A 24,651-nucleotide genomic window follows, 5' to 3' on the forward strand; every position below is an offset into this window, starting at 1 on the left:
CGATGTCGATGACGGGCCGCGCGATTGCGGCCAGACCGGCACGCCTCAATCGGGCGCCGGCGCCAGCAATTTGAGCCGCTGCACCTTGCCCGATGGACCGCGCGGCAATTCGCTCACGAAGCGGAATTCCTTGGGCGTCTTATATCGGCCCAGCTCACCCAGACAGTGGGCCCGCAGCTGGTCGGCATCGGGCGCATTCGCCCCGTCCGCTTCGCGCAGCACGACAAACGCGACGATCTCTTGCCCATAGGCGGAATCGGGCACGCCGACGGCTGCGGCGTCGAGTACACCTGGATGGCGCAGCAACGCCTCGTCGATTTCGCGCGGCGCGATGTTCTCGCCGCCCTTGATGATGAGCTCCTTCGAACGGCCGTTGATATAGAAGTAACCGTCAGCATCGCGATAGCCGAGATCTCCTGTGCGCAGCCACCCATCAGCCGTGAACGCCTTGGCGGTTTCTTCCGGCCGCTTGTAGTAGCCGCGGGTCACCTGCTCGCCACGTAAGACGATTTCGCCGGGTTCGTTCGCTGCGCACTCGCGGCCTTCGCGATCGATTACCTTTGCCTCGGCGCCTGAAGGAAGGCCGACGCTGCCGATGCGTCGGCGAGCCGGTTCATAAGGATTGCTGAATATCGGCGCGGCCGTCTCCGTCATCCCCATCGTCTCGATAATGCCGATGCCAAAACGGGCCTCGAACGCGCGGTGATGGTCAGCCGGGAGTGCCGCCGATGCGCTGCGGCAGAACTTGAGCGCCGACAGGTCGAGGCCGCGCGGCTCGTCTCCGTTGAGCAAGTAGGCGACGATTGTCGGAACCACGTTGATCCATGTGCATCCCAAACGCGCCGCCTCCCGCCAGAACGTGCGCGCGGAAAAGCGCGGCGTCAGCACGGCCGAGCCTGCGTGGTACAAAGGCGCGAGGATCGTCACGACCAGGCCGTTGATGTGATAAAGCGGCAGCGACGCGAGCACGCGATCGTCGGGGCCTAACCGATGCTCGGCGCTGATGTTCCGTGCGTTGGCCACCAGGTTGTGGTGGCTCAGCAGCACGCCCTTCGGCGCGCCGGTGGTGCCGGAGGTATACATCAGCAGTGCGACGTCCGTCGGAGCGGCAGCGTCGCGCCACATCGCTGACTCATCGTCGCCTGTACCGACGCGCGTCGTCTCGGGCACCGCGGAACGCGCCACTTCCAGAGTCGGCAGAGCAGGTAAGTCGACGGCATCGGGGGCCGTATGGACGAGCGCGATCTCGCGTGTCATGCCCTGCGCGCGCAACTCGGCGCACACGGCGGTGATCGCGTCGGACGTTTCGCCACAAAAAAAGATCATGCGCGTGTCCGAATGCTCGACGATATAGCGCAGTTGAGACGGCTGACACAACAGATTCAACGGATGTGCGATGAGCCCGCTGTACATCGCGCCAAGCAAAAGCGTGGCGGTTTGAACGCCGTTGCCCATGAATACCGTGACTACATCGCCCGGCCGCAAGCCAGCGAGGCGAAACCGCGCCTCGAGCGTTTGACAGCGCTCGCGTAGCGCCGCGAAGGTCATGGCCGTATCGGCGGGTGCGCCACCTGCCCGCCCGTCGTCGCCTTCGTCCGGTGCAGCCAGCAAAAACGGTTTGTTCGGATATTGGATCGCACGTGCGTCGATCAACGCACGGACTGTCGTCGCCGCGCTCATCGACCAACCCTCCCGAAATAGTCACCAAGCAACGCATCGACTTCCGGCATTTCCTCGGCTATCGGATACGCGACGCGCGTCACGTTCAGGTAATGATGGAAATCGAGGTTTCCCGAGAAATTGTTGCGGCCCCAGGTGCCGCAGCCCATCGACAAAGAGAATGGCAAGCCGTTATCGAAGTTGCCGCCCGTCGCGAGACAATGCGCCTGATTGACGATCACCCGCGCAACGGGGAGCCGCTCGCCCAATTCGACTGCGAAGTCCGTACGTGCGGTATGCAGCCCGACCGAATGGCCCGCCCCCATGTACGCGTAGATACGGCGAATCACGTCTGCAGCGTCGGCGAAGTCACGGGCGCGATAGACCGTCAGCACAGGGGACAGCTTTTCGCCCGAGAACGGGTAGTCGGCCCCGAAGCCGGTCTCTTCCACCATGAGGAATCGCGGGCCCTGCCCTGCGACTTCTTCGAGACCGGCCGCTTGCGCAATTTGCGCTGCCGATTTTGCGGTGCAGTGCTCGGACAGTTTGCCGCCGCTCCACATCACAGCTTGCAGCTGCACCTTTTGGGCCGGATCAAGCAACGCGCCTCCGCAGCTGCGCAACTGCGACAGCATCTCGTCATACACGGCGTCCTCGATGACGACGCTATTTTCGGACGAACAGCTCGTTGCATTGTCGAACGCCTTGGATAACGCAATCTTTTGCGCAGCGTCGTGCAAATCCGCTGACCGTTCGACGATCGACGCGACGTTGCCGGCGCCCACGCCGAAGGCGGGCGTGCCGCTCGCATAGGCCATGCGCACGTTCGATTGCGAGCCGGTCGCGACGACGAGGTCGGCCTGCTGCATCAGCGCGCCCGTTGCAGCCTTGCTGATGGGTGCAGGCAAGCACTGCACGAGCGCCGGATCGAGTCCGGCCTTCGCGAACTCGGCGTGAATAAAGCTGATCAGCAACTCGCATGAGGAATGGCCCTTCGGCGAAGGGGCGACGATGACCGCATTGCCGCACTTGAGCGCGTTGATGATCTTGTTCGCGGGCGTGGCGGCCGGATTCGTGGACGGCGTCACCGCGGCGACGACGCCGACGGCGCGCGCGATCTCGATGATGCCCTTCGCGGGATCGCTGGCAATGACGCCACAGGTTTTCTGCCCCTTCAGATCGCGCAGCAGCCCAAGCGTCTTGCGCCAGTTCTTGCGGAACTTGTCGTCGACGTTGCCAAGACCCGTATCGCGCACTGACAATTCAGCAAGCTGGCGATTGCGGGAGGGCTCCATAATCGCCCATGCGGCGGCGGCCGCTGCCGTATCGAGCGCAACCTGGCCCGCGAACTCGAACGCGCGCTGCGCCTCGCGTGCGCGCGCAACTAGCGCGGCGACACGCTGCCCCACTGCCTCGTCCGCTGGCGCCTTAGCGGTTTCGGCTACTGTAGCCCTCACATTCATACTCGGCACTCCGATGGAATAAATTGGCGGTATTGCCAATCTATTCGTCGTCGGTCCGCTTCGAGTCCCGTTTCCCGAGTATTTGTCGACGGCGCTGAGCCTCGCACCGAAAAGTGCAAATTTCGGGACTTCCCCGGGGTCCCGAAAACCGCGAATTGCGATACACAATGCAGCTAGCGGCGGCATCACTAGGATGAAGAGGGGAGACGATGTCGACATCCAACCAATCGAACGCGGCAGCAGTGCGCGCGTTTCGCGTGCTCGAAACATTGGCGGCGGCAGGCGGCCCGCTCTCCATGACGGACCTCGTCGATACCCTCGGGTTGCCCAAGCAAACCGTCCATCGCATCCTCACTCAACTGACCGACGCGTGGCTCGTCACGCGCGGTGCCAGCGACAAGCGTTATGAATGCTCGCCGCGGGTGCGCATGCTCGCCGTCAACGTACTGATGCACGCGGGCCCGGCCGCGGCGCGTCACGTACTGCTCGAGCAGTTGGTCGCGAAAGTAGGAGAAACCTGCAACTTGACGATGTTGTCGGGGAACGACGTCGTGTATGTGGACCGCGTAGAGACGGAATGGCCGCTGCGCATGCATCTGCAGCCGGGATCGCACGTGCCGCTCCATTGCTCGGCCAGCGGCAAGCTATTGATCAGCTTCCTGCCGAAAGACCGGCGAGAGCGGATGATCGATACGCTCCCGCTGCGGGCCTATTCGGAACGAACCATCACCGACCGCGACGCGCTTCGAAAAGAGTTGGCCGTGACACGGCGACGCCGGCTCGCGATCAACAACCAGGAGCACCTGCAGGGCCTGATTGCGATTGCGGTGCCGGTGATGCTCGACCGCCATCGGGCCTGCGCAGCCATCGCGGTGCAGGCACCGGTGGGACGAGTCACGTTGGACGATCTCCTCGCGTTCGAGCCGGATCTCCGGCGCACGGCCGATGAAACCGCCAAGACTTTCCTCACATGATCGAGGGCAGCCCACCGGCTGATCGGCATGTGAATGGGAAGCAAAGCGCGATCGATTAGACTATATTCCTGGAAACGGTCAAAATTTCCGCGCGTCCTTTTTAAGGACTGGCTTAACGCGTGCGTCCCACGCCGCTTCGTCCGGTGACTCCCCGGGGATGGAAGACGTTGAGGAACGGTAAACAACTGCTTCGCTGGCTTGAAGACCAGCATTTTTATCGCGGCCTGACAGCGCCTCATGCCATCGTGGCTGCGGGCGTGATAACGGCTTGCTTCATGGTCGCCATCTGCGCTGTCTCGCTGTATCAGAGCCGACTGGACGCGATGGCGAGAGCCCGGGACACGTCGCGCAACCTTGCCATCATCGCCGAACGAGACATCGAGAGAAATTTCGAACTGTACGCCCTATCCCTCGATGCGGTCGTAGACGGTATCAACGATCCCGAAGTCATGCAGTCGTCGCCACGGCTGCGCCGGGAAGTGCTGTTCGATCGCGCCGCAACGGCTACCTATCTTGGCTCGGTACTGGTGCTCGATGCCGCAGGCGATGTGATCATCGATTCGGGAAGCGACGTCCCACGCAAGGCGAATTTCGCGGACCGGATGTACTTCACGGTGCATCGCGACAACCCGAACGTGGGCGTGTACGTTAGCGACCCTTACTACTCCCGGCTGCGTGGCGGTTCGCCAAGCATCGCGCTGAGTCGTCGAATTTCCCGCCCCGATGGCTCGTTCGCCGGTGTGGTGATGGTCGCGATTCAACTGGACTACTTTCATCACCTCTTTGCGGGATTGTCGCTTGGTCCGCATGGATCGGTCGCGCTAATAGGGCGAAACGGCGCGATGATTATGCGACAGCCCTACGATGTGCACGTCATCGGGCGCAATATCCGAAATGCCAGCACTTTCCGACATTTCGTCTCCGAACCGGAAGGCAGCTTTTCGGACATTTCGACGATCGATGGCGTGCAGCGGCTCTACTACTTCAAAAATTTCCCGCATCTGCCGCTCATCATCATGGTGGCCGACGCTCATGCGGACATCTATGCGGCTTGGCGTCGTCGTGCGATAACGATCGGGTCACTGATTGCCGCGTTTGCAGTCGCATTCATCGGTCTTTCCTTCGCGCTCGGTGCGCAGCTTCAACGCCGGATGCGTGCAGAGTCCGAATTAGCGATGCTTGCGAGGACGGACGGATTAACCGGCCTGAACAACCGCCGCACCCTTGGCGAAATACTCGAACACGAATGGCGTCGGGCTCGTCGTACGCGGAGCGTGTTTTCGTTGCTGTTCGTCGACGTGGACCAGTTCAAGGCCTATAACGACACCTACGGGCATCAAGCCGGCGATGATGCGCTCACCGCTATCGCGAAGTGCATCAGCGAGAATATCCGCCAACCGGCGGATAGCGCCGCCCGCTATGGCGGTGAAGAGTTCGTGATCGTGTTGCCGGATACCACGCCCGAAAGAGCCGCGCCGATAGCGGAGAAAATCCGGACGGCGATTAGCGACCTGGGCATCGAACATACGGGTAGCGAATATGGTCGCGTCACAGCCAGCATCGGTGCGGCCGCATGGACGCCGGATGAAGACGGAGACGTAACGGCAGTCATTCATGCAGCGGATCAAGCCCTATACCGCGCGAAAGCGACCGGGCGGAACAAGGTCGCGCTATTCACTGCCCTCCCCGCATAACCGCGCTGCGACCGTTACTAAAGCCGCATCCGGGACGCAGCAGCACTATGCCGTGTCCCGGTACTCGTAGGACCGAGCCATCCACTTCCAGCCCCCAGGCGCCGGTCTGAGTTCCGCCACCGACAGCGGGGCAATTTCGATCCTCGACATCGCCTTTGGGCCCGCGCCAAGTGCATGCACAATCGCAGCGCGAATGATCGCGCTGTGGGTAATTGCAACAAGGTCGTCCGGGAGCGGAAGCTGGTCGAGCCAAAAGCCGACCCGACGCAAGACGTCCTCGTGCGATTCACCACCGTGCGGCGATGCGGATGGATCGGTTATCCAGGCATTGAGCGCCGCAGGCATCTCTCGGGCTAGCTCCGCAAGTGGCTTTCCGCGCCAGTCGCCGTAGTCGACATCGCGTAACGCATAATCGATGCGAACTTCCGATGCTAAGGCAGCGGCTGTTTGCTGCGCGCAGCGCACTGGACTGGACAGCACTAACGACGTCTGCGGCCACTGGTTGCAAACGGCGGCGGTCCGAGCAAGTCCGTGCGCGTCCAACGGATCGTCGCCTGGGAATTGGCCGACGCGCATCGCGTGGGTAGCGGCGTGTGCGATGAGGTAAAGCGAACGGTGCACCTTCATGCCTCCATGTGGCTTTTCTGGCAAAAGCTGAAACAGCGCATACGATCAGTTTTCAACACTCGAGTAATCGCGCGTACAATCGCCCCGACACGATGTGCGGAAGCCGGTGCAAAACCGGCGCGGCCGCGCCACTGTAACCGGCGATCTCCGATCCCGGAAGCCAGACCCGCCATCATCTCCCCCACAACCATTTATCGGGCGCGATCCCCGGAGGTTAAATCATGAATGAAGCAGTCCTGAAGCCCGCCATAGTGCCGGCCCCGATCCCCATGCGCGAGCTTCTGCCTTGGGTGGTGTTCGTCGGTCTGATCCTGCTACTGGCGATCTACTTTGTCGGCGCTGAAGAAGGCGCGACGTCGATCGTTCCCGGCATGTATGTTCACGAATTCGTGCATGACGGCCGGCACCTCCTCGGCTTCCCCTGCCACTGACGCGGAGATCACGATGGTCGGAAAGCTGCTCGTACGCGGGATGCTCGCAGGCATCGCCGCAGGCCTGCTCACGTTCGGTTTCGCGAAGCTGGTCGGCGAACCGCAAGTTGATCAAGCGATCTCCTTCGAAGAAAAACTGGACGCCGCCAAAGGCGAGGCGCCGGAACCTGAACTGGTGAGCCGCCACACGCAGGCCGGCCTCGGACTGCTTACGGGCGTCGTTACCTACGGTGCGGCATTCGGTGGGCTGTTCGCGCTGACGTTCGCCTATGCATACGGGCGAGCGGGCCGCCTGCCGGCTCGGCCGCTTGCCGCGTGGCTCGCGCTGGCGGCATTCATCACGCTTGTGATCGTGCCCAACGTCAAGTATCCGGCCAACCCGCCGTCGGTCGGCGACCCCGGCACCATTAGCTATCGCACCGGCCTCTTCTTCCTGATGATCGCAATCTCGATCGCGACGATGGTGTTCTCGATCAACGTGCGCCGCGTTCTACTGGCGAAGCTCGGCCAATGGAACGCGTCAATCATTGCGGGACTCTTATTCGTCGCGATCATCGCCGCGGTGCAGCTAGGGCTGCCATCGATTAACGAGGTGCCTGCTGCCTTTCCGGCTGTGGTGCTGTGGAAGTTCCGCGCTGCCGCGATCGGCATGCAGGTGATCATGTGGGCGACGATCGGCCTGCTGTTTGGCGCGTGGGTCGAACACGGCGAACGCGCCGAGGTGAGTGTCTGAAGCACGTCTCTATCGGGCCACGAATGCGGCCCGATTGTCGATGAGGTCCGGCGGCAGGCGCTTGCCGGACCTGTACTTTGCGAGCGCGCGCCTCGCGGCTAGTCGTCACGTCAGCGCCTTCCTGCTCTGACCGAAAATTATTTGCCAGATCGAATCACGCACCTATACTTCTATTCGCCTGACGATATCCGCGGTCGCAACCATTGAATTTCGGCAAATGGAAGTGCGACGAATCAGCAAAATGGCGGAGCAAATGGCTTGAGCTTGGACGATTGCCACTTGGAATCCCCGAATATTCTTTGTTTTGTTGTCTGGCGAAGCAAAGCAAGGGTTGTCGATACCAGTCATGGAAAAGACGTTCAGGGCGGCTGTTGGGAGGTGGTGGGGCCCCCGTGAACAAAACGAAGGGGAGGCCTCCAGACACGCCGCCCCCGCGCACGCACAGACTCAGTGCCCGCGCGTGCCTGCCTGGGCGGCCGCCGCGGCGTGGGGAAGCTCGCTTCTAGCCATCCTCGTGCTCGTCGCCGTCAAGCTCGACCTCACTGCGCAGTTCTGCCTTTCCTTTTCCGTGCTTGGCGGGATGATCGTGCTGCGTCACACATCCAGCCTCGAGCGCAGCCGCCTCTTCTTCCTGCTGTGCTCGGGTTTCCTGACCTTCCGCTACCTGTACTGGCGCACCACGTCGACGCTCGGCTACAACGGCCTGCCCGACTTCCTCTTCATGCTGCTGCTGTACGGCGCCGAGCTGTATGGCATCGTGGTGGCCCTGCTCGGCCTCTTCGTCAATAGCCGCCCGCTGCAGCGCACAGCCGCGCCGCTGATCCGCATGCCGGGCGCGCTGCCGCGCGTCGACGTCTTCGTTCCGACTTACAACGAGCCGCCCGAGTTGCTCGAAGTCACGCTACGCGCGGCGCTCGATATGCGCTATCCGTGCGAGCTGCTGAACGTCTATTTGCTGGACGACGGCGGCACGCAGCAAAAACTCACGCAGCCGGACGCGGCGAAGGCGGCGGAGGCGCGAGCGCGGGCCGACGCGATGCGGGCGATGGTCGAGCGCCACGGCGGCATTTACCTCGCGCGCGAGCGCAACGAGCACGCGAAGGCCGGCAACATCAATGCCGCGCTCACGTGCACCGACGGCGACCTGATCGCGATTTTCGACGCGGACCACGTGCCCACCGCCGACTTCCTGGAAAAGACCGTCGGCTATTTTCAGCGCGATGAGAAGCTGTATCTGGTGCAGACGCCGCACTTCTTCATCAATCCCGACCCGCTCGAAAAGAACCTCGGCATGTTCGGCAAGATGCCGCCCGAGAACGAGATGTTCTATTCGGTCGTACAGCGCGGGCTCGACTTCTGGAACGCGTCGTTTTTCTGCGGGTCGGCGGCAGTGCTCAGACGCCGGTGCCTCGAGGAGATCGGCGGGATCTCGGGCACGTCGATCACTGAAGATGCGGAGACGGCACTCACGTTGCATGCGCTCGGCTACCACAGCGCTTACGTGAGCGAGGCGCTGGTCTCCGGCCTGCAGCCCGAGACGTTTGCGAGCTTCATTGTGCAGCGCGTGCGCTGGGCGCAGGGAATGATCCAGCTTTTCCTGTTGCGCAATCCGCTGCGGCTGGCGGGACTCTCGCTCCCACAGCGGTTATGCTACTTCTCGAACGCATTTTTCTGGTTCTTCTGTTACGCGCGTCTCGTGTTCGTCTTTGCGCCCATCATGTACCTGGTGTTCGGGCTGCAGTTCTATAACGCAACGATTCCGCAATTTTTCGCGTACGGCCTGCCGCAGATGATCGCGGCAATCCTCACGTCCGACTTCCTGTTCGGCCGCTACCGCTGGACACTGATCTCCGAAGTGTATGAGCTGCTGCAGTCGATATTCTCCCTGCGCGCGATTGTCTCCGTGATGCGGCATCCCCGCGCGCCCGGCTTCAACGTGACGCCCAAAGGCGAGCGGATCGACGAAGACACCATTTCAGCGCTGGCCGGGCCGTTCTATATCGTCTACGCTTTCGTGCTGATTGGCACCGCCTTCGGCATCTGGAAGCTGCTGCACGGCGCGCCTCACCGCGACGTAATCATCGCCGCGCTCGGCTGGAGCGGCCTGAACCTGATCCTGCTGAATGCGTGCCTCGGCGTGCTGTACGAGCGCAAGCAACGGCGAGCCGTGCCGCGCGTGCCGGCCAGTCTCGACGCGATGCTGCATGTGCCGCCCGCGTCCGCTGATAAAGCTTGCGAGACCGAGGCCGCACCGCCCCTCGCCTGCCGCGTGGTCGATCTATCGGCGGGCGGCCTCAAGCTGGTCATCCCCGCAGCCGAAGAAACGCGCGTGCCGCGCAACGGCACCGCGACGCTGGAATTATTCAACCCGGCGGTCGGCCGCGTGAGTCGCATCTCGCTCATGGTGCGCAACACATTCGCCGCCACGGATGGCTCGCTCACGGTCGGCGCGCAGTTCGCGGACACCAGCGTGGCCGGGATGTCGGAGCAGGTCGCCCTCGTGTTCGGCGACAGCGGCCGCTGGCGCGCGTTCCGGGAAAGCCGCAACCGCCGCGTCGGCATCCTCCGCAGCCTCGGCATCATCGTGAGCCTCGGCACGGTGCACGCATTCGGCCACTACCGCGTTTTCTTTGGCGGCATGCTCCGGTACGCCGCGCTGGCGTCGCGCCTCGCATTCGGCCTCACCCGTTCGCTCCGCTTCATCAGACAGGCAGACTCATGAGTGTTTCGCTGATTTCCCGCGCCGCGTTCCGCACGATGTGCTGTACGCTCGCGCTGCTATCGGCCGGCGCGGCGCTAGCCACCGAACGTGCCGAGCGCATCGCGGCCGCACCCGCGCAGGCCCGCCCCGCCGCCGCGACGCCGGAAGCGAAACCCCCAACCAACACACCCATTGCAGCGGCCATTAACGTTTCGCTAGCGACACTCGGCAATCTGTCCGGCCCGTTGCGGCTCGCGGGCACAGCAGCGTCGGGTTCGATCAGCGTGCCGCTGTCGGCCCGAGAAACGCTGCGGGAAGCCGCGCTGCACCTCGTCTTGTCCAATTCGGTGTCGCTACTCACCGACCGCTCGCAACTCGCTGTGCGCGTGAACGACAGGACCATTGCGCAGCTGCAACTGTCGTCGCGGCAGCCGGAGACGACTGCCGACATCCGCATCCCGACCGAGTTGCTGCGCGCCGGCTACAACGCGCTGACCTTCGCAGTCGCCCAGCATTCGACCGAAAACTGCGAGGACCCGGATGCGCCCGAGCTTTGGACCGAGATCGACACGACCGCGTCGACCCTGCGGATGCAGGCGGAATTGAGGCCGCTCGCGCCGAAGCTGGCCGACCTCGGCGACCTGATCGATCCGCGGCAGGCGTCGCCGCGTTCAATCGCAATCGTCACGGCCACGAAGCCCCAAAGTGATCTTCAGCTCGCCACCGGCGGCCTGCTCGCGCAGGGCGTCGCACTCCGGCTGCGCTATCTGGCCGGCGCACCGCGCGTGTTCGAGGCGAAGCCCGGCATGGGCGGCGGCGTTGTGCCGGGGCTCGCGCTCGCGCCGCTCGCTGGCTCCGATCTGCTGCTGGTCGGCACGCGCGACGCGTTGCGCGGCTATCTCGACGCGCAGACCACGGCGCATATCGATGGCGCCTTTCTCGGCGTCTACCCGCGGCCGGACGATCCGCGCCGGTTCATGCTGATCGCAAGCGGTCGCAACGACGAAGAGGTCAACCGTGCCGCGCGCGCGTTTGCGCACCCCGGACTGCCACTGCCCCAGCGTAGCGAGCTCACCATCGAGTCGCTCGACGAAGCCGCATTGCCGCCGTGGTCGGCCGGGCGGGTCGTGTCAGGAACGCAGCCGCACACATTACGCGAGCTCGGCTTCAGGAGCCGCACGCTGCGCCGGAGCGAGCGCGCAGACATCGACGTCGTGTTGCCGGCCGACATCTACGCGCCCGAAGATGCGCAGGTGGTGCTCGACTTCAACTTCACCGAAGGCGCGAAGATGCGCGAAGACTCGGTGCTCAACCTCTTTCTGAATGGGCGTTTCGAACAGGTGATCGCCCTCGACCAGCCGCGCGGCGCCGTGATGCGGCACTACCGCGTGGCCATCCCGCTGCGCAGCTTCCGCTCGGGGCCGAACACGCTGTCGCTGCGGCCCGACTTGGTGCCGCTCATCACCGACCGGTGCGCACTGCGACAGACGGACAACCTCGCGTTGACGGTGTTCGACGACTCGACGCTGACGCTGCCGCCCGCGTCGCACTTCACGACGCTGCCCGACCTCAAGCGCTTCGCCGACAGCGGCTTTCCGTACACCGCCCGTGCGGACGGCTCAGAGCTCGCCGTGCAGATCGCTTCGCGCGACGACAGCAGCATCGCCGCCGCGTGGGCGCTCGTCGGCAAGCTCGCACAACGGCAAATGACGCCGCTCACCGCAGCACAAATCACCTTCGGCGAGCCGCTGCCCGGACGGAATACCGTCCTCGTCGGCGCGGCTGGTGCGTTGCCTGCGGCCCAACTCGCGAATGCACCGTGGACGCCGGGGCGCAGCGTGCGCATTGCGGCCGCGGCCCCAGCCACCACCGAGATGCCGCTCAACGAGCGTGCCGGCAACTGGCTCTCGCGCCACTGGGGAGGCTTCGTCAACGCGTCCGCGCAGACCGCAGCGCCGGCCGACGTCACGTTGCACGGTACGACGCCGCTGTCGCAGCAACTGCTCGTCATGCAGTATCGCGGCAAGCCTGGCGCCGCCCTCACCGTGCTGACGGCCGCGAGCGCGGCCGAGCTGCTGCAGGGCGTGACGCGGCTCGTCGAGCCCAGCTACTGGAACAATCTGGACGGCGACATCGCGCTGCTGACGTTCGACCAGCCCAGCCTGTGGACCGCGCAGATTGGAAGTACCTACGAAACGGGCACGCTCGGCGCGTGGGACTGGCTCGGCTTCACGCTGTCGCGCCACCCATGGCTCGGCTATGCCGCGCTCGTGCTGCTGCTCGCCGTGTTCGCCGCCTCGACAGCGCTGTTGCTGCAACGCCATCACCGGAACCGTCACCGTGATGCGGCGCAATAGGCGCAAATCGCGTGTTGCGCGTCGCACGGGGCAGTACGCAGTCTGGGGATGCTTGGCGCTATCGCAGTGGGCCTGGGGCGCACAGGACAATCTGGTCGGCATCGAGCGACATGGTGCGGCGCCCGCAGGCGCCAGCGCGAGCAGCACGGCAACGACCCAGGCGACACAGCAGCCGCAGCGCAGCCTGGAACGCGCCGCCAACGCGGCCGCGCCGGCGAGCATCGTGCAGACGGAGCAGCGGAACTTGCTGCCGGCTCCGGCATCCGCGCCCGCGTCTGCTACTCGCGCGACCGCCGGCAACGAGGCTGCGTCCGCGGTAACCGCCGGCGGTACCAACGCTCCTGCCGCGCCGAGCGCCGACGAGCGTCCGCTCTGGCGACTGCTGCACGAGAAGCGGCTGGCCGAATTCGACCGCAGAGTGGCAGCGCTCGCGCGGGATGTCCCGTCGTGGAAACCGTCGCGCTCGCTCGTCGGAGAGCGCGCGCGACTGCAGCAGGAAGCCGATATCGCGGCGGCGCTGAACGGCGGCGAACCGGGTGCGCTGCGTTTGATGATCGCGCGGGCACCGGATGAGTTCGGTTGCGCTCATATCGACCGAGTCTGGAAGGCAGCTGACCTGTTCGCGCGCACCGGTCACGCCGACGAGATCGCCCCGCTGTACCGTACGGTTATTCCGAACTGCAAGCCGGACGCCAACCGGATCGCGACGCTGTACCGCGCCGAGCAGACGCTGCCGGCCGCGCAGGCGGACGCGCTGATCGAACTCGAAGCGGCGCAGGGCCAGCGCGACGGCGATAACGAAGCGGCCTTCCGGCGCCTGCGCTATCAGCGCGCGGTCGCGAAGCTCGGCGCCGAAGCGCCGGACAGCGCCGGCTCGGCACAGCAACTAGCGGCGCTGGCACCGTCCATTCGCGCGTATCGCGATGGACCCGCTGCGACGCTCGCCGGCTGGATCGCGCTTGGACAGCATCGTGTTGCTGAAGCGGATGACTGGCTTACGAGAGCCCTCGTGTACACGCCCGACGATGTCGACGCGACGCTCGGGCTCGCGCAAACGCGTATCGAAGTGCGCGCTTACGACTCAGCACAGGCGTTGCTCGAGCAGCCGGCACTGCGCGCCGAACCGCGCGCACACAGGGCGCGTGCGCAACTCGCGCTTGCACAAGCGAATGCCGCGTATGGGCAGCACCACTACCGCGAGAGCCTGCAGTGGCTCGATCGGGCAACGAGCGAAGGACTGCCCGCTGCGCAGAGCGCCGCGCTGCATGGCTGGGCCCTCTATGCGATGGGCAAGTATGCGCAGGCCGCCGCGGCGTTCCGCACGAGGTACGAGCAGGATCACGACGACGATATGGCCGAAGGGCTCGCGCTTGCCTTGCATGCAATGAAAGAACGCAAGGTGCCGCGTGATTGGGACGACGCGCCTGCCGGCTCAGCCAACATGGGTCCGGCGGCGAAAGCGGACGGCGAGGGTCGCGTCGCTGCGTACCTCGATGCGCTCGATGCACAGCAGCTCTATTACAGCAAGCAGTTTGTCGCGTCGCAGGCCGCGTTGCGTGACGCGCTCGCCGGCCCTGCGGATGAGCAACGGATCACGCGTTACGTGCCGGCCGACCTGACTGGCATCGATGCGGCATCGGTCGCGGGTGGCATCACGTGGGCCGATCACGTCGGCACATCGGGACAGGGGCGGCTCGATACGATCGCGCCTGAGCTCCGCAGTGAGTGGATCCGCAACGGCGCGCAATACGAGCTGCGGTACCGGCAGCTGTTCCTGAGTGCGGGAACGACTTCGCTGGATCAGACCGTGCCGGGATTGCCCGATCTCTTCGGTTCCGACCGGCTGTCCGTGAGTGAGCTGGCCGATTGGAAACGTGCCATGCGCATGCCTTTGCTCGGCGGCAGCGCGCGCGCCGAAGAACTGCAGGGAATGGTATCGGACACGTTGCGCATCGGCACACTACCGCAATTCGGCTGGCGTCTATCGCTCGGCGCCACTCAGGGCGGGCCCTCCGGTTTCCAGCCCAATACGCTGGCGAGCATTGGCCAGGAGACGGCGTGGGGCATGTGGTCGGCTTATATGGGCGTCACGCCGGTACGGGACTCGCTGTTGTCGTGGCGCGGCATGCCGCTGACGCTGCCGGACGCTGACGGGACAGACAGATGGGGCGCTGTACGCCGTGCGGCGGGCGGCACAAAGTTCCGCTGGCAGTTCGCGCCGCGCTGGACGATCAGCGCCGCGGCGGAAGCACAGTGGCTCACTGGAATGAATGTCGTGGGTAATAACGGCGTGTCGGCCGATCTGTCGAGCGGCTACGATTTTCGCGTACCCGGTTTCGACTATTTCAGCACGGGACCTGCGGTGCATTACCTCTCGTACCGACGCAACGAGAACTTCTATAGCTGGGGCCAAGGGGGGTACTACAGCCCGCAGTCGTCGATCAGCACCGGCCTGGCACTCCAATGGCTATCGAACGAGGGACGAAGGTGGCAATGGCAAGGGAACCTCGAAGCCGGCTGGAACAATACCGTTCAGCATACGGAGCGGTGTTTCCCGCTCGGTCTGCCCAGTTCGCTCGCGGATGAAATTGCGGGAATCTCCGATCCCGACCACTCGGCGGCTGAGAACCAGGCGCGCGCTGCCACCCTCAGCTGCGCCGGCAGCCACGACCACGGCATCTACACCCACGCGCAAGTGTCGGCCGTGGTCAAACTCTCACCGCTATTGCAGGCGGGCGTGCTTGCGGATGTGAACGTAACACCGGGTCGCGACAAGCAGTTCGCGGCGCTCGCGTTCGTGCGCTACTTCCTCGCACCGCGGGCCGCCGTCTTCAGCCGCGACCTGCCGCGCAACACGCGCGATTTCTACATGCAGCTCGACGACAACCATTAACCCAGGACGCCGTTACCCGCTGATTCGTTGACATGCTGGCCGATGCTGATCCGATCACAACACGCAGCGCCGGTGCGCAGGCCTCGACCACGAGCGAACCGCCACCACCATGGAACACTCATGCGCCTCTCGTTCGTCCGACTCAATGAATCATCGTCACAGGCTTGGAGCAGACCCGCCACAGTCTGGCGAACGTGCCCCACCGACGAAAGAAACCGAGACTCGTGCCGTCGAGCACCACCATGTCCGCCTGATCGTTCGCCGCATGCTCAGCAATCGTACGCTCGCGCGGCCCGAACACGCGCTTGAATGTATAGGGCACCCCCGCATCGTCGAGGATAGCCCGCGTGCGCATCAGCGCCTCGAGCATCAACCGCTTTTCACGGCGGCGCAACTCGCCGCGCGAATAAAACGCGGCGGCGCGCCCTTGATCCGCCTGCTCCAGCACTTCGATCAACTCGACCTCCGACACGCATCGCTCCGCGAATAGAAACGCGGCATGCCGCGCGGCTTGCGGGGCGCCCTCGCGGCACAGTATCGGGATCATCAGCTTTAGCAATTGCCCACCTCGAAGCGTCGTTGCTCACATCATCATTTCAGCAAAGCGCGCATCAACATGCCGAAAAACTATGGCGCCGCCTCATAAAAATGTCGTCAAGACCTGCTTCGCAACCTACTTGACGCCGACGAGTCGATAGCCAACACCCGTCTCGGTCACGATGTGCTCGGGCTGCGTTGCGTCGTGCTCGAGCTTGCGGCGCAGGTTGCCCATATAGATGCGCAGGTAATGCGCGCTGTCCGTGTGCGCCGGCCCCCAGACCTCCTGCAGCAATTGCCTGTGCGTGAGCACGCGCCCGGCATGACGGATCAGCGACACGAGCAAGCGATACTCGATCGGCGTCAGATGAACCGGCTGTCCCTCGCGCTCGACGCGCCGAAGCTCGAGATCGACGGCAACATCGCCGAAGCAGATCTTCGATGTCTCGGCGGTAACTGCCGCATTGCGGTTTTGCCTGCGCAAATGCGCCCGAATGCGTGCCATAAGCTCAGCGACGCCGAACGGCTTGGTCAGATAGTCGTCCGCGCCCGCATCCAGAGCGGCCACCTTCTCGTCCTCGCGCGTACGCGCCGAAAGGACGATGACCGGTATGGACGACCAGTCGCGCAATTGCCGGATCACCTCGACGCCATCAATATCGGGCAGTCCGAGATCGACGATGGCGAGGTCCGGCCGCGCGCTCGCCGCCAATGCCAGACCGCGCCGACCATTCTCGGCGTCGAGCACGTGTATGCCCGTGCTTTGCACCGATGCGTGGACGAAGCGGCGGATATGGCTGTCGTCTTCGATGAGAACGATGGTAATGGGGGATTCGGACATCGCTAGGTCAGGTAGGCTCGGCATGTTCCACATCGAGGATCGGCGTCTCGGGCGGCGTTTCGTCGGCCGGCAATGTGAACCAGAACGTCGAACCGACGACCGTGCCGTCCGCCGCAATCCTGTTTGCCGCACCGATCTTGCCGCCATGCGCCTCGACGATCGCGCGGCAAATGGCGAGGCCCAGGCCGATCCCTGGCTTCGCCGATTCCTTTTCACCGCGCGTGAACTTCTCGAACACGCGGGTTTCCATGCCGGCCGGCAAGCCGGGCCCGCTATCGTGGACCTCCACTTTCACGAACCGCGCGTCGCCTTCGTGCGTCACTCTCGCCGAAATCGAGAGCGGCGAATCCGCCGGCGTGTACTTGGCCGCGTTTTCGAACAGGTTGGCGAAGAGCCGCTCGACGAGCACGGCATCGAGTTGCACCAGCGGCAGGTCTGCCGGCACTGTCGCCTGCACGCGCCGACCCGCAAGCACGCGCCTGCAGCCAGCCAGCGCCGAGCCGATCACCTCCTCGACCGAGGACCACTGGCGATTGAGTCGCATGCTGCCTTCCTGCAGTCGCGCCATATCGAGCAGGTTCGTGACGAGCCCCGTCATGCGCAGCGCTTCGTCGTGGATTGCTTCGGCGAGCTCGCTCACCTGGCGCTCGGCCGCGCCCTTATCTGCCGCCCCCTCGGCCAATACCGAGGCAAACCCGACGATCGCCGTCAATGGCGTGCGCAGGTCGTGCGAAATGGCCGATAGCAGTGAGTTGCGCAGTCGTTCCGACTCCATACTGACGAGGGCGTCCTGCGCGATCTCGACGTAGTGCACCCGCTCAAGCGCGAGCGCAATCTGCGCGGCGAAGGTGTCGATCATTGTCCGCTGTTCCGGCACCTGAAGCTCGTCCATGCGCGGCGAAAGGAGCGCGATGACGCCGCGTGTGCGCATCGGGGCCCTCAACGGCAGATAGAGAGCCGCTGCGGCCGGGAGCGTGTCAGTGCCGTGTCCGGCCGGCTTCTGCTGATCGTAGACCCATTGCGCAATATCGGTGTCGAGCTCCGCTTCGTCAATCGTGATGGCCGCGTCGGGATTCTCGATCTTCTGCTTCACTTGTTCACCGCTGTCGGGCAGAAGAATCGCCACGCGTGCCTGAAAAACCTCCGCCACATGACGAGAGCCGATCTCGATGATCTGCACGGTCGCAAGCGCGGCACCAAGCTCACGCGTCATCGAGAACATCGCGCCCGTACGGCGCTCGCGCATCGTCGCGATGCGAGCCTGCCTGCGCAGGCCCGCCGTCAGATTGCTGATCGTCAGCGACGTCACGAGCATCACAGCGAACGTTAGCAGATACTGCGTGTCGGAGACCGTGAACGACATGCGCGGCGGCACGAAGAAGAAATCGAACGACGCCACGCCCAAAAACGAAAATAGCACGCCGGGCCCGCGGCCGAGCCGTGCGGCCGTGAAGATGGTGCCGAGCAGATAGAGCATGACGAGATTCGTGAGCGAGATCCTGTCGACCGTGACGCTCTCGAGAACCGTAATCCCCGCACATATCCCAACCGCATAGAGATATGAAGTCGCTTTGGATTGCCGGCGCTCAAGGCCGAGCCCCGCGAAGCGCGCCGCCGACTCGCGACGTTCGGCTTCTTCGCGCACGGCGCCCGTGTTCACTAGCGTCACGTCGATGTCGCGCGCAGCGCGAATGAAGCGTTCGGCCGTCGATCGCCGCAACCACGCGCGAAGGCCCCACGAAGACGATGCGCCGACGACCAGCTTCGATACATTGCGCATGCGCGCGTAGGCGATCAAGGTCTGCGTCTCGTCCTCGCCCTGAAGCGAGACTGTCTCGGCACCAAGCTCGGACGCGAGCTTCAGCGCATCGAGCGTGCGTTTGCGTATGGCATCGGGCAGCCGCTGCAGCTTGGGCGTCTCGACATAAACGGCGAGCCAGTCCGCCTTCAGGCTCGAAGCGAGGCGTGCGGCCGCCCGTACGAGCGTGGTGCTCTCGGGCCCCGCACCGATGCAGACAATGATGCGCTCGCGCGCCTGCCAGATCCGCTCGATCGATTGATCGGCGCGATACTCACGCATCTGCGCGTCGACGCGGTCGGCCGTGCGGCGCAAAGCCAGCTCGCGCAAAGCGATCAAGTTGCCCTTACGGAAGAAGTTGCGAACGGCGTTTTCGGCCTGGTGCGGCAAATAGACCTTGCCCTCGCGCAAGCGATCGAGTAATTCCTCGGCGGGCAGGTCGACGAGCGTAACCTCGTCGGCGAGATCGAACACGCGGTCCGGCACCGTCTCCCACACTCGGATACCCGTGATCTGTCCCACGACGTCATTCAGACTCTCAAGGTGCTGAACGTTGACGGTCGTGTAGACGTCGATCCCAGCATCGAGCAGCTCATGCACGTCTTGCCAGCGTTTCAGATGACGCGAGCCGTGCACGTTCGAGTGCGCGAGCTCGTCGACGAGAATGAGTTCGGGCTTGCGTGCCAGCGCGGCATCGAGATCGAATTCGGCCAGGAGCCGGCCGCGGTATTCGAGCTTGGCAGGCGGAATGACCGGGAGGCCCTCCAGCAGTGCAAGCGTCTCCTTCCGGCCGTGCGTCTCGACGATGCCGATGACCACATCGACACCCTCCTCTTTGCGGCGCGCCGCCGCTTGCAGCATGGCAAACGTCTTCCCGACGCCGGCCGAAGCCCCAAAAAAGATCTTGAGCCGGCCGCGGCGCTGCTTTTCTTCCTCGCGCTGAATCTTGTCGAGCAGCGCGTCGGGATCAGGTCGTTCCATGGCGCGTCATCCCCTGTTGTTGCCGCGAGCCGGTTGCCGGCACGGCGCATTCATACGCGAATCCTATACCGGCGCCGGCTTCCTGGCGCATTGATTAGTGCACCGGTTTAAGCTGATCGAGCGCCAAGTTGAGCTTCAGGACGTTCACGCGCGGCTCGCCGAGCACCCCGAGCTGGCGTCCTGAAGTACTCTGCGCGATAAGCTGTTGGACCTGCTCGAGCGCGAGCCCGCGAGCCTTCGCAACGCGCCCTGCCTGGTAGTCCGCCGCCGCTGGCGATATCTCGGGATCGAGGCCGCTTCCCGACGAGGTCACGAGATCGACCGGTACAGGAGCCGTGTTGGTTGAATCGGCATCGTGTAGCGCCGCGAGCCGGCCCTTCACTTCATCGGCGAGCGCCGGATTCGTCGGACCGAGGTTCGAGCCGCCCGAATTCTGCGCGTTGTACGGATTCGGCGTCGTGGCCGAGAGTCTGCCCCAGAAGTAATAAGGCGCGTCGAACTGCTGGCCGATTAGCGCCGAGCCGATGGGTTTGCCGTCTTTTTCGATGATGCTGCCGTTCGCTTGCGACGGAAACATGGCTTGGCCGATCGCGGTCACGACGACCGGATAGACGATGCCCGTAATCACCGTCAGCGCGATAAACAACACTAGAGCGGGTCGTAAAAGAGTTTTCATGGTCGTTCAATGGTAAAGGTTCAAGCCCAGCCCATCGCCTTTAGGAACATGTCGATCAGCTTGATGAAGGGGAACGGCAGGATGATGCCGCCAAGACCGTAGATCAGCAGATTACGACGCAGCAGCGAGGCCGCCCCGAGCGCGCGGTACTTGACGCCCTTCAACGCGAGCGGGATCAAGAAAACAATGATGAGCGCGTTGAAGATCACGGCGGATAGAATCGCCGATGCCGGCGACGTCAGATGCATCACGTCGAGTACCCGCAGTTGCGGGTACGTCGTCGCGAACGCGGCCGGAATGATCGCGAAGTACTTCGCGACGTCGTTCGCAATCGAGAACGTCGTCAAGGAGCCGCGCGTCATCAGCATCTGTTTGCCGATCTCGACGATCTCGATCAGCTTCGTCGGGTTCGAGTCGAGATCGACCATATTGCCGGCTTCCTTCGCGGCCTGCGTGCCGGTGTTCATCGCCACCGCCACGTCGGCCTGAGCAAGTGCCGGTGCGTCGTTCGTGCCGTCTCCTGTCATCGCCACGAGCCGCCCTTCGGCCTGATGCGAACGAATCATCGTCAACTTCGCCTCCGGCGTCGCTTCGGCAAGGAAGTCGTCGACCCCGGCTTCAGCGGCAATTGCCGCGGCCGTCAGGCGGTTGTCGCCCGTCACCATGACCGTCTTGATGCCCATCTTGCGCAGCTCGGCGAAGCGCTCTTTGATACCGCCCTTCACAATGTCTTTCAGCTCGATCACGCCGAGCACGCGGGCCGCAGCTTGACTCTCGCCGTGCGCTCCGGCCTTCTCCGCCACAACGAGCGGCGTACTGCCGCGGCGCGCCACGTCGTCGACGGCCTTTTGCACCTCCTGTGGAAAACGGCCACCACCGTCCTCGACATAGCGACGTACCGCATCGGCCGCACCCTTGCGGATTTCTCGGTTCGGCATGTCCACACCGCTCATCCGCGTTTGCGCGGTGAAACCGAGGAACTGGGCATGCAGCGTAGCCATGTCGCGCTCGCGGATGTTGAAGCGCTGCTTGGCGAGCACAACGATGCTGCGGCCTTCGGGCGTTTCGTCGGCGAGCGACGAAAGCTGAGCCGCGTCCGCGAGCGCTTCCTCCGTCACGCCAGGGGCTGGCAGGAATGTCGAAGCCTGACGATTGCCGAGCGTGATCGTACCCGTCTTGTCGAGCAGCAGCACGTCCACGTCACCGGCGGCTTCGACGGCGCGTCCCGACGTGGCGATCACGTTCGCCTGCATCATCCGACTCATGCCGGCCACGCCGATGGCCGAGAGCAAGCCGCCGATCGTCGTCGGAATCAGGCAGACGAGCAGCGCGACGAGCGCGGTGATCGTGACCACATGTCCCATCTTGGCGGCGGCCACCGCGAAGATCGAAAATGGCAGCAACGTCGCCGTCGCGAAGAGCAGCACGAGCGTGAGCGCCACGAGCAGAATCGTCAGCGCGATTTCATTCGGCGTCTTCTGGCGCTTCGCGCCTTCGACCATCGCGATCATCCGGTCGAGAAACGCTTCGCCGGGATTGACCGATACGCGCACCACGATCCAGTCCGATAGCACGCGCGTGCCGCCCGTCACCGACGAAAAGTCTCCACCCGATTCGCGGATGACAGGCGCCGATTCACCCGTAATCGCCGACTCGTCGACCGACGCGACGCCCTCGATGACCTCGCCGTCAGCGGGAATCGTATCGCCGGCCTCGACGAGCACGACATCGCCTTTGCGCAGGTCCGTCGAGGCCATGATGCGAATCGGCGCCTTCGGATGCGGCTCGCCGAGCTTTTTCGCCGTCACGTTATGCTTCGCACTCCTGAGCGAAGCGGCCTGTGCCTTCGAGCGCCCTTCAGCCAGTGCCTCGGCAAAGTTCGCGAAGAGCACGGTGAACCAGAGCCAGAGCGCGACGGCGAGAATGAATCCGGCCGGTGCCTCGGCCTGGCCTGCGAGCGCGGCAACCCAGAGTATCGTCGTCAGGATGCTGCCGAGATAGACGCAGAACATCACTGGGTTACGAAGTTGTGTACGTGGCGCGAGTTTCTTGAACGAATCGACGATCGCAGGCTTCACGAGCACCGGGTCGAACATCGAGCGCGCCGCTGTGCGTGCCTGCCCCAGGTTCTCGGGACGATGCGCAGGCGTTTGATTGACATTAGTCATACGTTCCTCGAAATCAGTGACCCGCGATCAGTTGAAGATGCTCGACGACGGGTCCGAGCGCGAGCGCAGGCACATAGGTCAGCGCGCCGACCAGCACGAGCGTGCCCAGCAGAAGCACCACGAAGAGCGGGCCGTGCGTCGGCAGCGTGCCCGCCGTAGCCGCGAGCCGCTTCTTGTTTGCGAGCGCGCCTGCAATCGCCAGCACCGGCACGATCGACGAGAAACGGCCGAACCACATGGCGATCGCGAGCAAGACGTTGTAAAAAGGCGTGTTGACGGAGAGGCCGGCAAACGCGCTGCCGTTGTTGTTCGCGGCCGAGCTGAACGCGTAGAGGATTTCCGTGAAGCCGTGCGGTCCCGGATTCGAGATGCCGGCAGTGCCTTGCGGCGAGAGCACGCCGATCGAGGTGCCCACGAGCACGAGGAACGGCGTGATGAGAATCGCGATCGCCACCATCTTCATCTCGAACGATTCGATCTTCTTGCCGACGTATTCGGGGGTGCGTCCGATCATCAGGCCGGCGACGAAAACCGCGAGCAGTGCGAAGACGAGCATGCCGTAGAGGCCTGAACCGACGCCACCGAAAATCACTTCGCCCAGTTGTATCAGGAGCAGCGGCACGAAACCACCCATCGGCGTTAGCGAATCGTGCATCGCGTCGACAGCACCGCACGACGCGGCCGTCGTTGCCACCGTGAAGATGCCCGTCTGCGCGATACCGAACCGAGTTTCCTTGCCTTCCATATTGCCGCCAGCAGAAAGCGTGGAAGCGCTTTGATCGACGTGCAGCGACGTAAAGACCGGATTGCCTGATTGTTCGGCTGATATTTCGCCCCAGCATGCCACCGCGAAAGCGATCGTCATCGCGGCGAGCACGGCGTAGCCTTGACGGCGGTCGCCGACCATACGGCCGAATACCACGCAAAGCGCCGCGGGAATGATCAGCATCGCCAGTATCTGCAGAAAGTTCGAGAGCGGCGTCGGATTCTCATACGGATGCGCAGAGTTCGCGTTGAAGAATCCGCCTCCGTTCGTGCCGAGCATCTTGATCGCTTCTTGCGAGGCGACCGGCCCCATGGCAATCGTCTGCTTGTCGGCCTTCACGTCCTGCATGACCGGGTTGCCCTTCGCATCCTTCACGGGATTGCCTTGAGCGTCTGTCTTCGCAACTTGGTATGTCGTCACCTGCAGCGTGGGAACGTCCTCGTACGACTTAAAGTTTTGGATCGCGCCCTGGCCAATGAGGACCACCGCGAAGACGATCGCGAGCGGAGCGAGGATGTAGAGCGTGATGCGCGTCAGGTCGACCCAGAAGTTGCCGATCGTCTTGGCCGTATGCCGGGCGAAGCCGCGAATCAGCGCGACAACGACGGCGATCCCCGTGGCAGCCGAAAGGAAGTTCTGCACGGTCAGCGCGGCCATCTGCGTCAGGTAGCTGACCGTCGACTCCGGCGTGTAGTCCTGCCAGTTCGTGTTCGTCACGAAGCTGATTGCCGTATTGAATGCGGCGTCAGGCGTCATGGGACCGAATCCCTGGGGATTCGCGGGCAACCACTGCTGAACGCGCAGGAAGCCGTAGACGGCGAGCGCCCCCAGTGCATTGAAGAGCAGCAGAGCCACGGCGTAGGCCTTCCACGACATCTCCGCTTGCGCATCGATACCCGCAATCTTGTATATGACGTACTCGATCGGCTTGCCGATCTTCCGCACCGCCAGCGAAGATCCGTCCAGGACGGACGTCATATACCGACCGAGCGGTATGGCCAGTGCGATCAGTACGGCGATGAACAGCACCGTCTGAAAAATGTCATTCGTGTTCATTATTCGAGGTCCTCCGCGCGCAGCAGCGCGTAGACGAGATACGCGAGAAGAACCAGCGTCGAGGCTCCGGCGAGCCACATCATCCAGGCGGTCATGGCCGGCCTCCCGGCGCGCGGCTGCGCAGTTTCTCGCAACCGGCTGCGAGTGCAAGGCAGAGTCCGGTGAAGACCACGATGCCCACGATGTAAGCGAAGTCCATTTCGACGTTCTCCGTTAGTGGATCTCGGCCGCGTACTGCGTGCACGAACCGGTGGCAGCATTACGGCACGCGAGCCGCAGAATTGGCGAGTTGCTAT

17 protein-coding genes and 1 riboswitch are annotated in these 24,651 nt (G+C 63.8%); of the genes, 7 read left to right on the top strand and 10 right to left on the bottom strand.

Features of this window, described 5'->3' with window-relative positions; genetic code table 11:
* Positions 1–45: 45 nt before the first annotated feature.
* Positions 46–1,680, bottom strand: a complete 1,635-nt coding sequence (locus tag B0G57_RS25255) for an AMP-binding protein (RefSeq protein WP_018441057.1) — start codon at positions 1,678–1,680, stop codon at positions 46–48.
* The gene (gene sauS, locus B0G57_RS25260) at positions 1,677–3,122 is read right to left on the bottom strand and encodes an acylating sulfoacetaldehyde dehydrogenase (protein ID WP_026229742.1); all 1,446 of its coding nucleotides are present in this window, start codon (positions 3,120–3,122) and stop codon (positions 1,677–1,679) included. The genes B0G57_RS25255 and sauS overlap by 4 nt, the downstream gene beginning before the upstream one ends.
* A gap of 209 nt (positions 3,123–3,331) precedes the next feature.
* Here sauS and B0G57_RS25265 point away from each other — a divergent pair, with 209 nt between their 5' ends.
* Positions 3,332–4,096, top strand: a complete 765-nt coding sequence (locus tag B0G57_RS25265; protein WP_018441055.1) for an IclR family transcriptional regulator — start codon at positions 3,332–3,334, stop codon at positions 4,094–4,096.
* Positions 4,097–4,320: 224 nt separating this feature from the next.
* Positions 4,321–5,790, top strand: coding sequence for a sensor domain-containing diguanylate cyclase (locus B0G57_RS25270; RefSeq protein ID WP_026229741.1), 1,470 nt, complete (start codon positions 4,321–4,323; stop codon positions 5,788–5,790).
* Between the two features lie 45 nt (positions 5,791–5,835).
* On the opposite strand, the gene B0G57_RS25275 is transcribed toward B0G57_RS25270, so the two are convergent.
* The gene (locus B0G57_RS25275; protein ID WP_018441053.1) at positions 5,836–6,417 is read right to left on the bottom strand and encodes a histidine phosphatase family protein; all 582 of its coding nucleotides are present in this window, start codon (positions 6,415–6,417) and stop codon (positions 5,836–5,838) included.
* A gap of 98 nt (positions 6,418–6,515) precedes the next feature.
* Positions 6,516–6,578, top strand: a riboswitch (cobalamin riboswitch).
* A gap of 60 nt (positions 6,579–6,638) precedes the next feature.
* Between B0G57_RS25275 and B0G57_RS25280 the strand changes: the two genes are divergently transcribed.
* The 5 genes from B0G57_RS25280 (at position 6,639) to B0G57_RS25300 (ending at position 15,532) form a co-directional block, all read left to right on the top strand.
* On the top strand, positions 6,639–6,848 hold the full coding sequence (locus B0G57_RS25280) for a CbtB domain-containing protein (protein ID WP_018441052.1): 210 nt from the start codon (positions 6,639–6,641) through the stop codon (positions 6,846–6,848).
* 13 nt (positions 6,849–6,861) lie between these two features.
* A complete protein-coding gene (locus B0G57_RS25285) occupies positions 6,862–7,581 on the top strand; it encodes a CbtA family protein (RefSeq protein WP_018441051.1) in 720 nt (239 codons plus the stop codon).
* A gap of 460 nt (positions 7,582–8,041) precedes the next feature.
* Positions 8,042–10,303: a UDP-forming cellulose synthase catalytic subunit gene (gene bcsA / locus B0G57_RS25290; protein ID WP_020566228.1), complete on the top strand. Its 2,262-nt coding sequence runs from the start codon at positions 8,042–8,044 to the stop codon at positions 10,301–10,303.
* On the top strand, positions 10,300–12,639 hold the full coding sequence (locus B0G57_RS25295) for a cellulose biosynthesis cyclic di-GMP-binding regulatory protein BcsB (RefSeq protein ID WP_018441049.1): 2,340 nt from the start codon (positions 10,300–10,302) through the stop codon (positions 12,637–12,639). Before bcsA ends, B0G57_RS25295 begins: the two co-directional genes overlap by 4 nt.
* A gap of 52 nt (positions 12,640–12,691) precedes the next feature.
* Positions 12,692–15,532: a cellulose synthase subunit BcsC-related outer membrane protein gene (locus B0G57_RS25300; RefSeq protein WP_020566227.1), complete on the top strand. Its 2,841-nt coding sequence runs from the start codon at positions 12,692–12,694 to the stop codon at positions 15,530–15,532.
* Positions 15,533–15,674: 142 nt separating this feature from the next.
* On the opposite strand, the gene B0G57_RS25305 is transcribed toward B0G57_RS25300, so the two are convergent.
* The 7 genes from B0G57_RS25305 to B0G57_RS25335 form a co-directional block, all read right to left on the bottom strand.
* Complete coding sequence (locus B0G57_RS25305) at positions 15,675–16,091, bottom strand: universal stress protein (protein WP_026229740.1); 417 nt, start codon at positions 16,089–16,091, stop codon at positions 15,675–15,677.
* Positions 16,092–16,205: 114 nt separating this feature from the next.
* On the bottom strand, positions 16,206–16,910 hold the full coding sequence (locus tag B0G57_RS25310) for a response regulator (RefSeq protein WP_018441047.1): 705 nt from the start codon (positions 16,908–16,910) through the stop codon (positions 16,206–16,208).
* A 7-nt stretch (positions 16,911–16,917) separates the two neighbouring features.
* Positions 16,918–19,689 carry a DUF4118 domain-containing protein gene (locus B0G57_RS25315; protein WP_018441046.1) on the bottom strand — a complete coding sequence of 924 codons (2,772 nt, stop codon included), beginning with the start codon at positions 19,687–19,689 and terminating at the stop codon, positions 16,918–16,920.
* A gap of 94 nt (positions 19,690–19,783) precedes the next feature.
* Positions 19,784–20,365, bottom strand: a complete 582-nt coding sequence (gene kdpC, locus B0G57_RS25320) for a potassium-transporting ATPase subunit KdpC (protein ID WP_026229739.1) — start codon at positions 20,363–20,365, stop codon at positions 19,784–19,786.
* A gap of 20 nt (positions 20,366–20,385) precedes the next feature.
* Positions 20,386–22,533 (bottom strand): potassium-transporting ATPase subunit KdpB, encoded by a 2,148-nt coding sequence (gene kdpB / locus B0G57_RS25325; RefSeq protein ID WP_018441043.1) that lies wholly within the window; start codon positions 22,531–22,533, stop codon positions 20,386–20,388.
* Between the two features lie 13 nt (positions 22,534–22,546).
* Positions 22,547–24,355, bottom strand: a complete 1,809-nt coding sequence (gene kdpA, locus B0G57_RS25330) for a potassium-transporting ATPase subunit KdpA (protein WP_018441042.1) — start codon at positions 24,353–24,355, stop codon at positions 22,547–22,549.
* The gene (locus B0G57_RS25335) at positions 24,355–24,450 is read right to left on the bottom strand and encodes a potassium-transporting ATPase subunit F (RefSeq protein WP_018441041.1); all 96 of its coding nucleotides are present in this window, start codon (positions 24,448–24,450) and stop codon (positions 24,355–24,357) included. Before B0G57_RS25335 ends, kdpA begins: the two co-directional genes overlap by 1 nt.
* Between the last annotated feature and the right edge of the window lie 201 nt (positions 24,451–24,651).

Source organism: Trinickia symbiotica, from assembly GCF_002934455.1.
Lineage (GTDB): Bacteria > Pseudomonadota > Gammaproteobacteria > Burkholderiales > Burkholderiaceae > Trinickia > Trinickia symbiotica.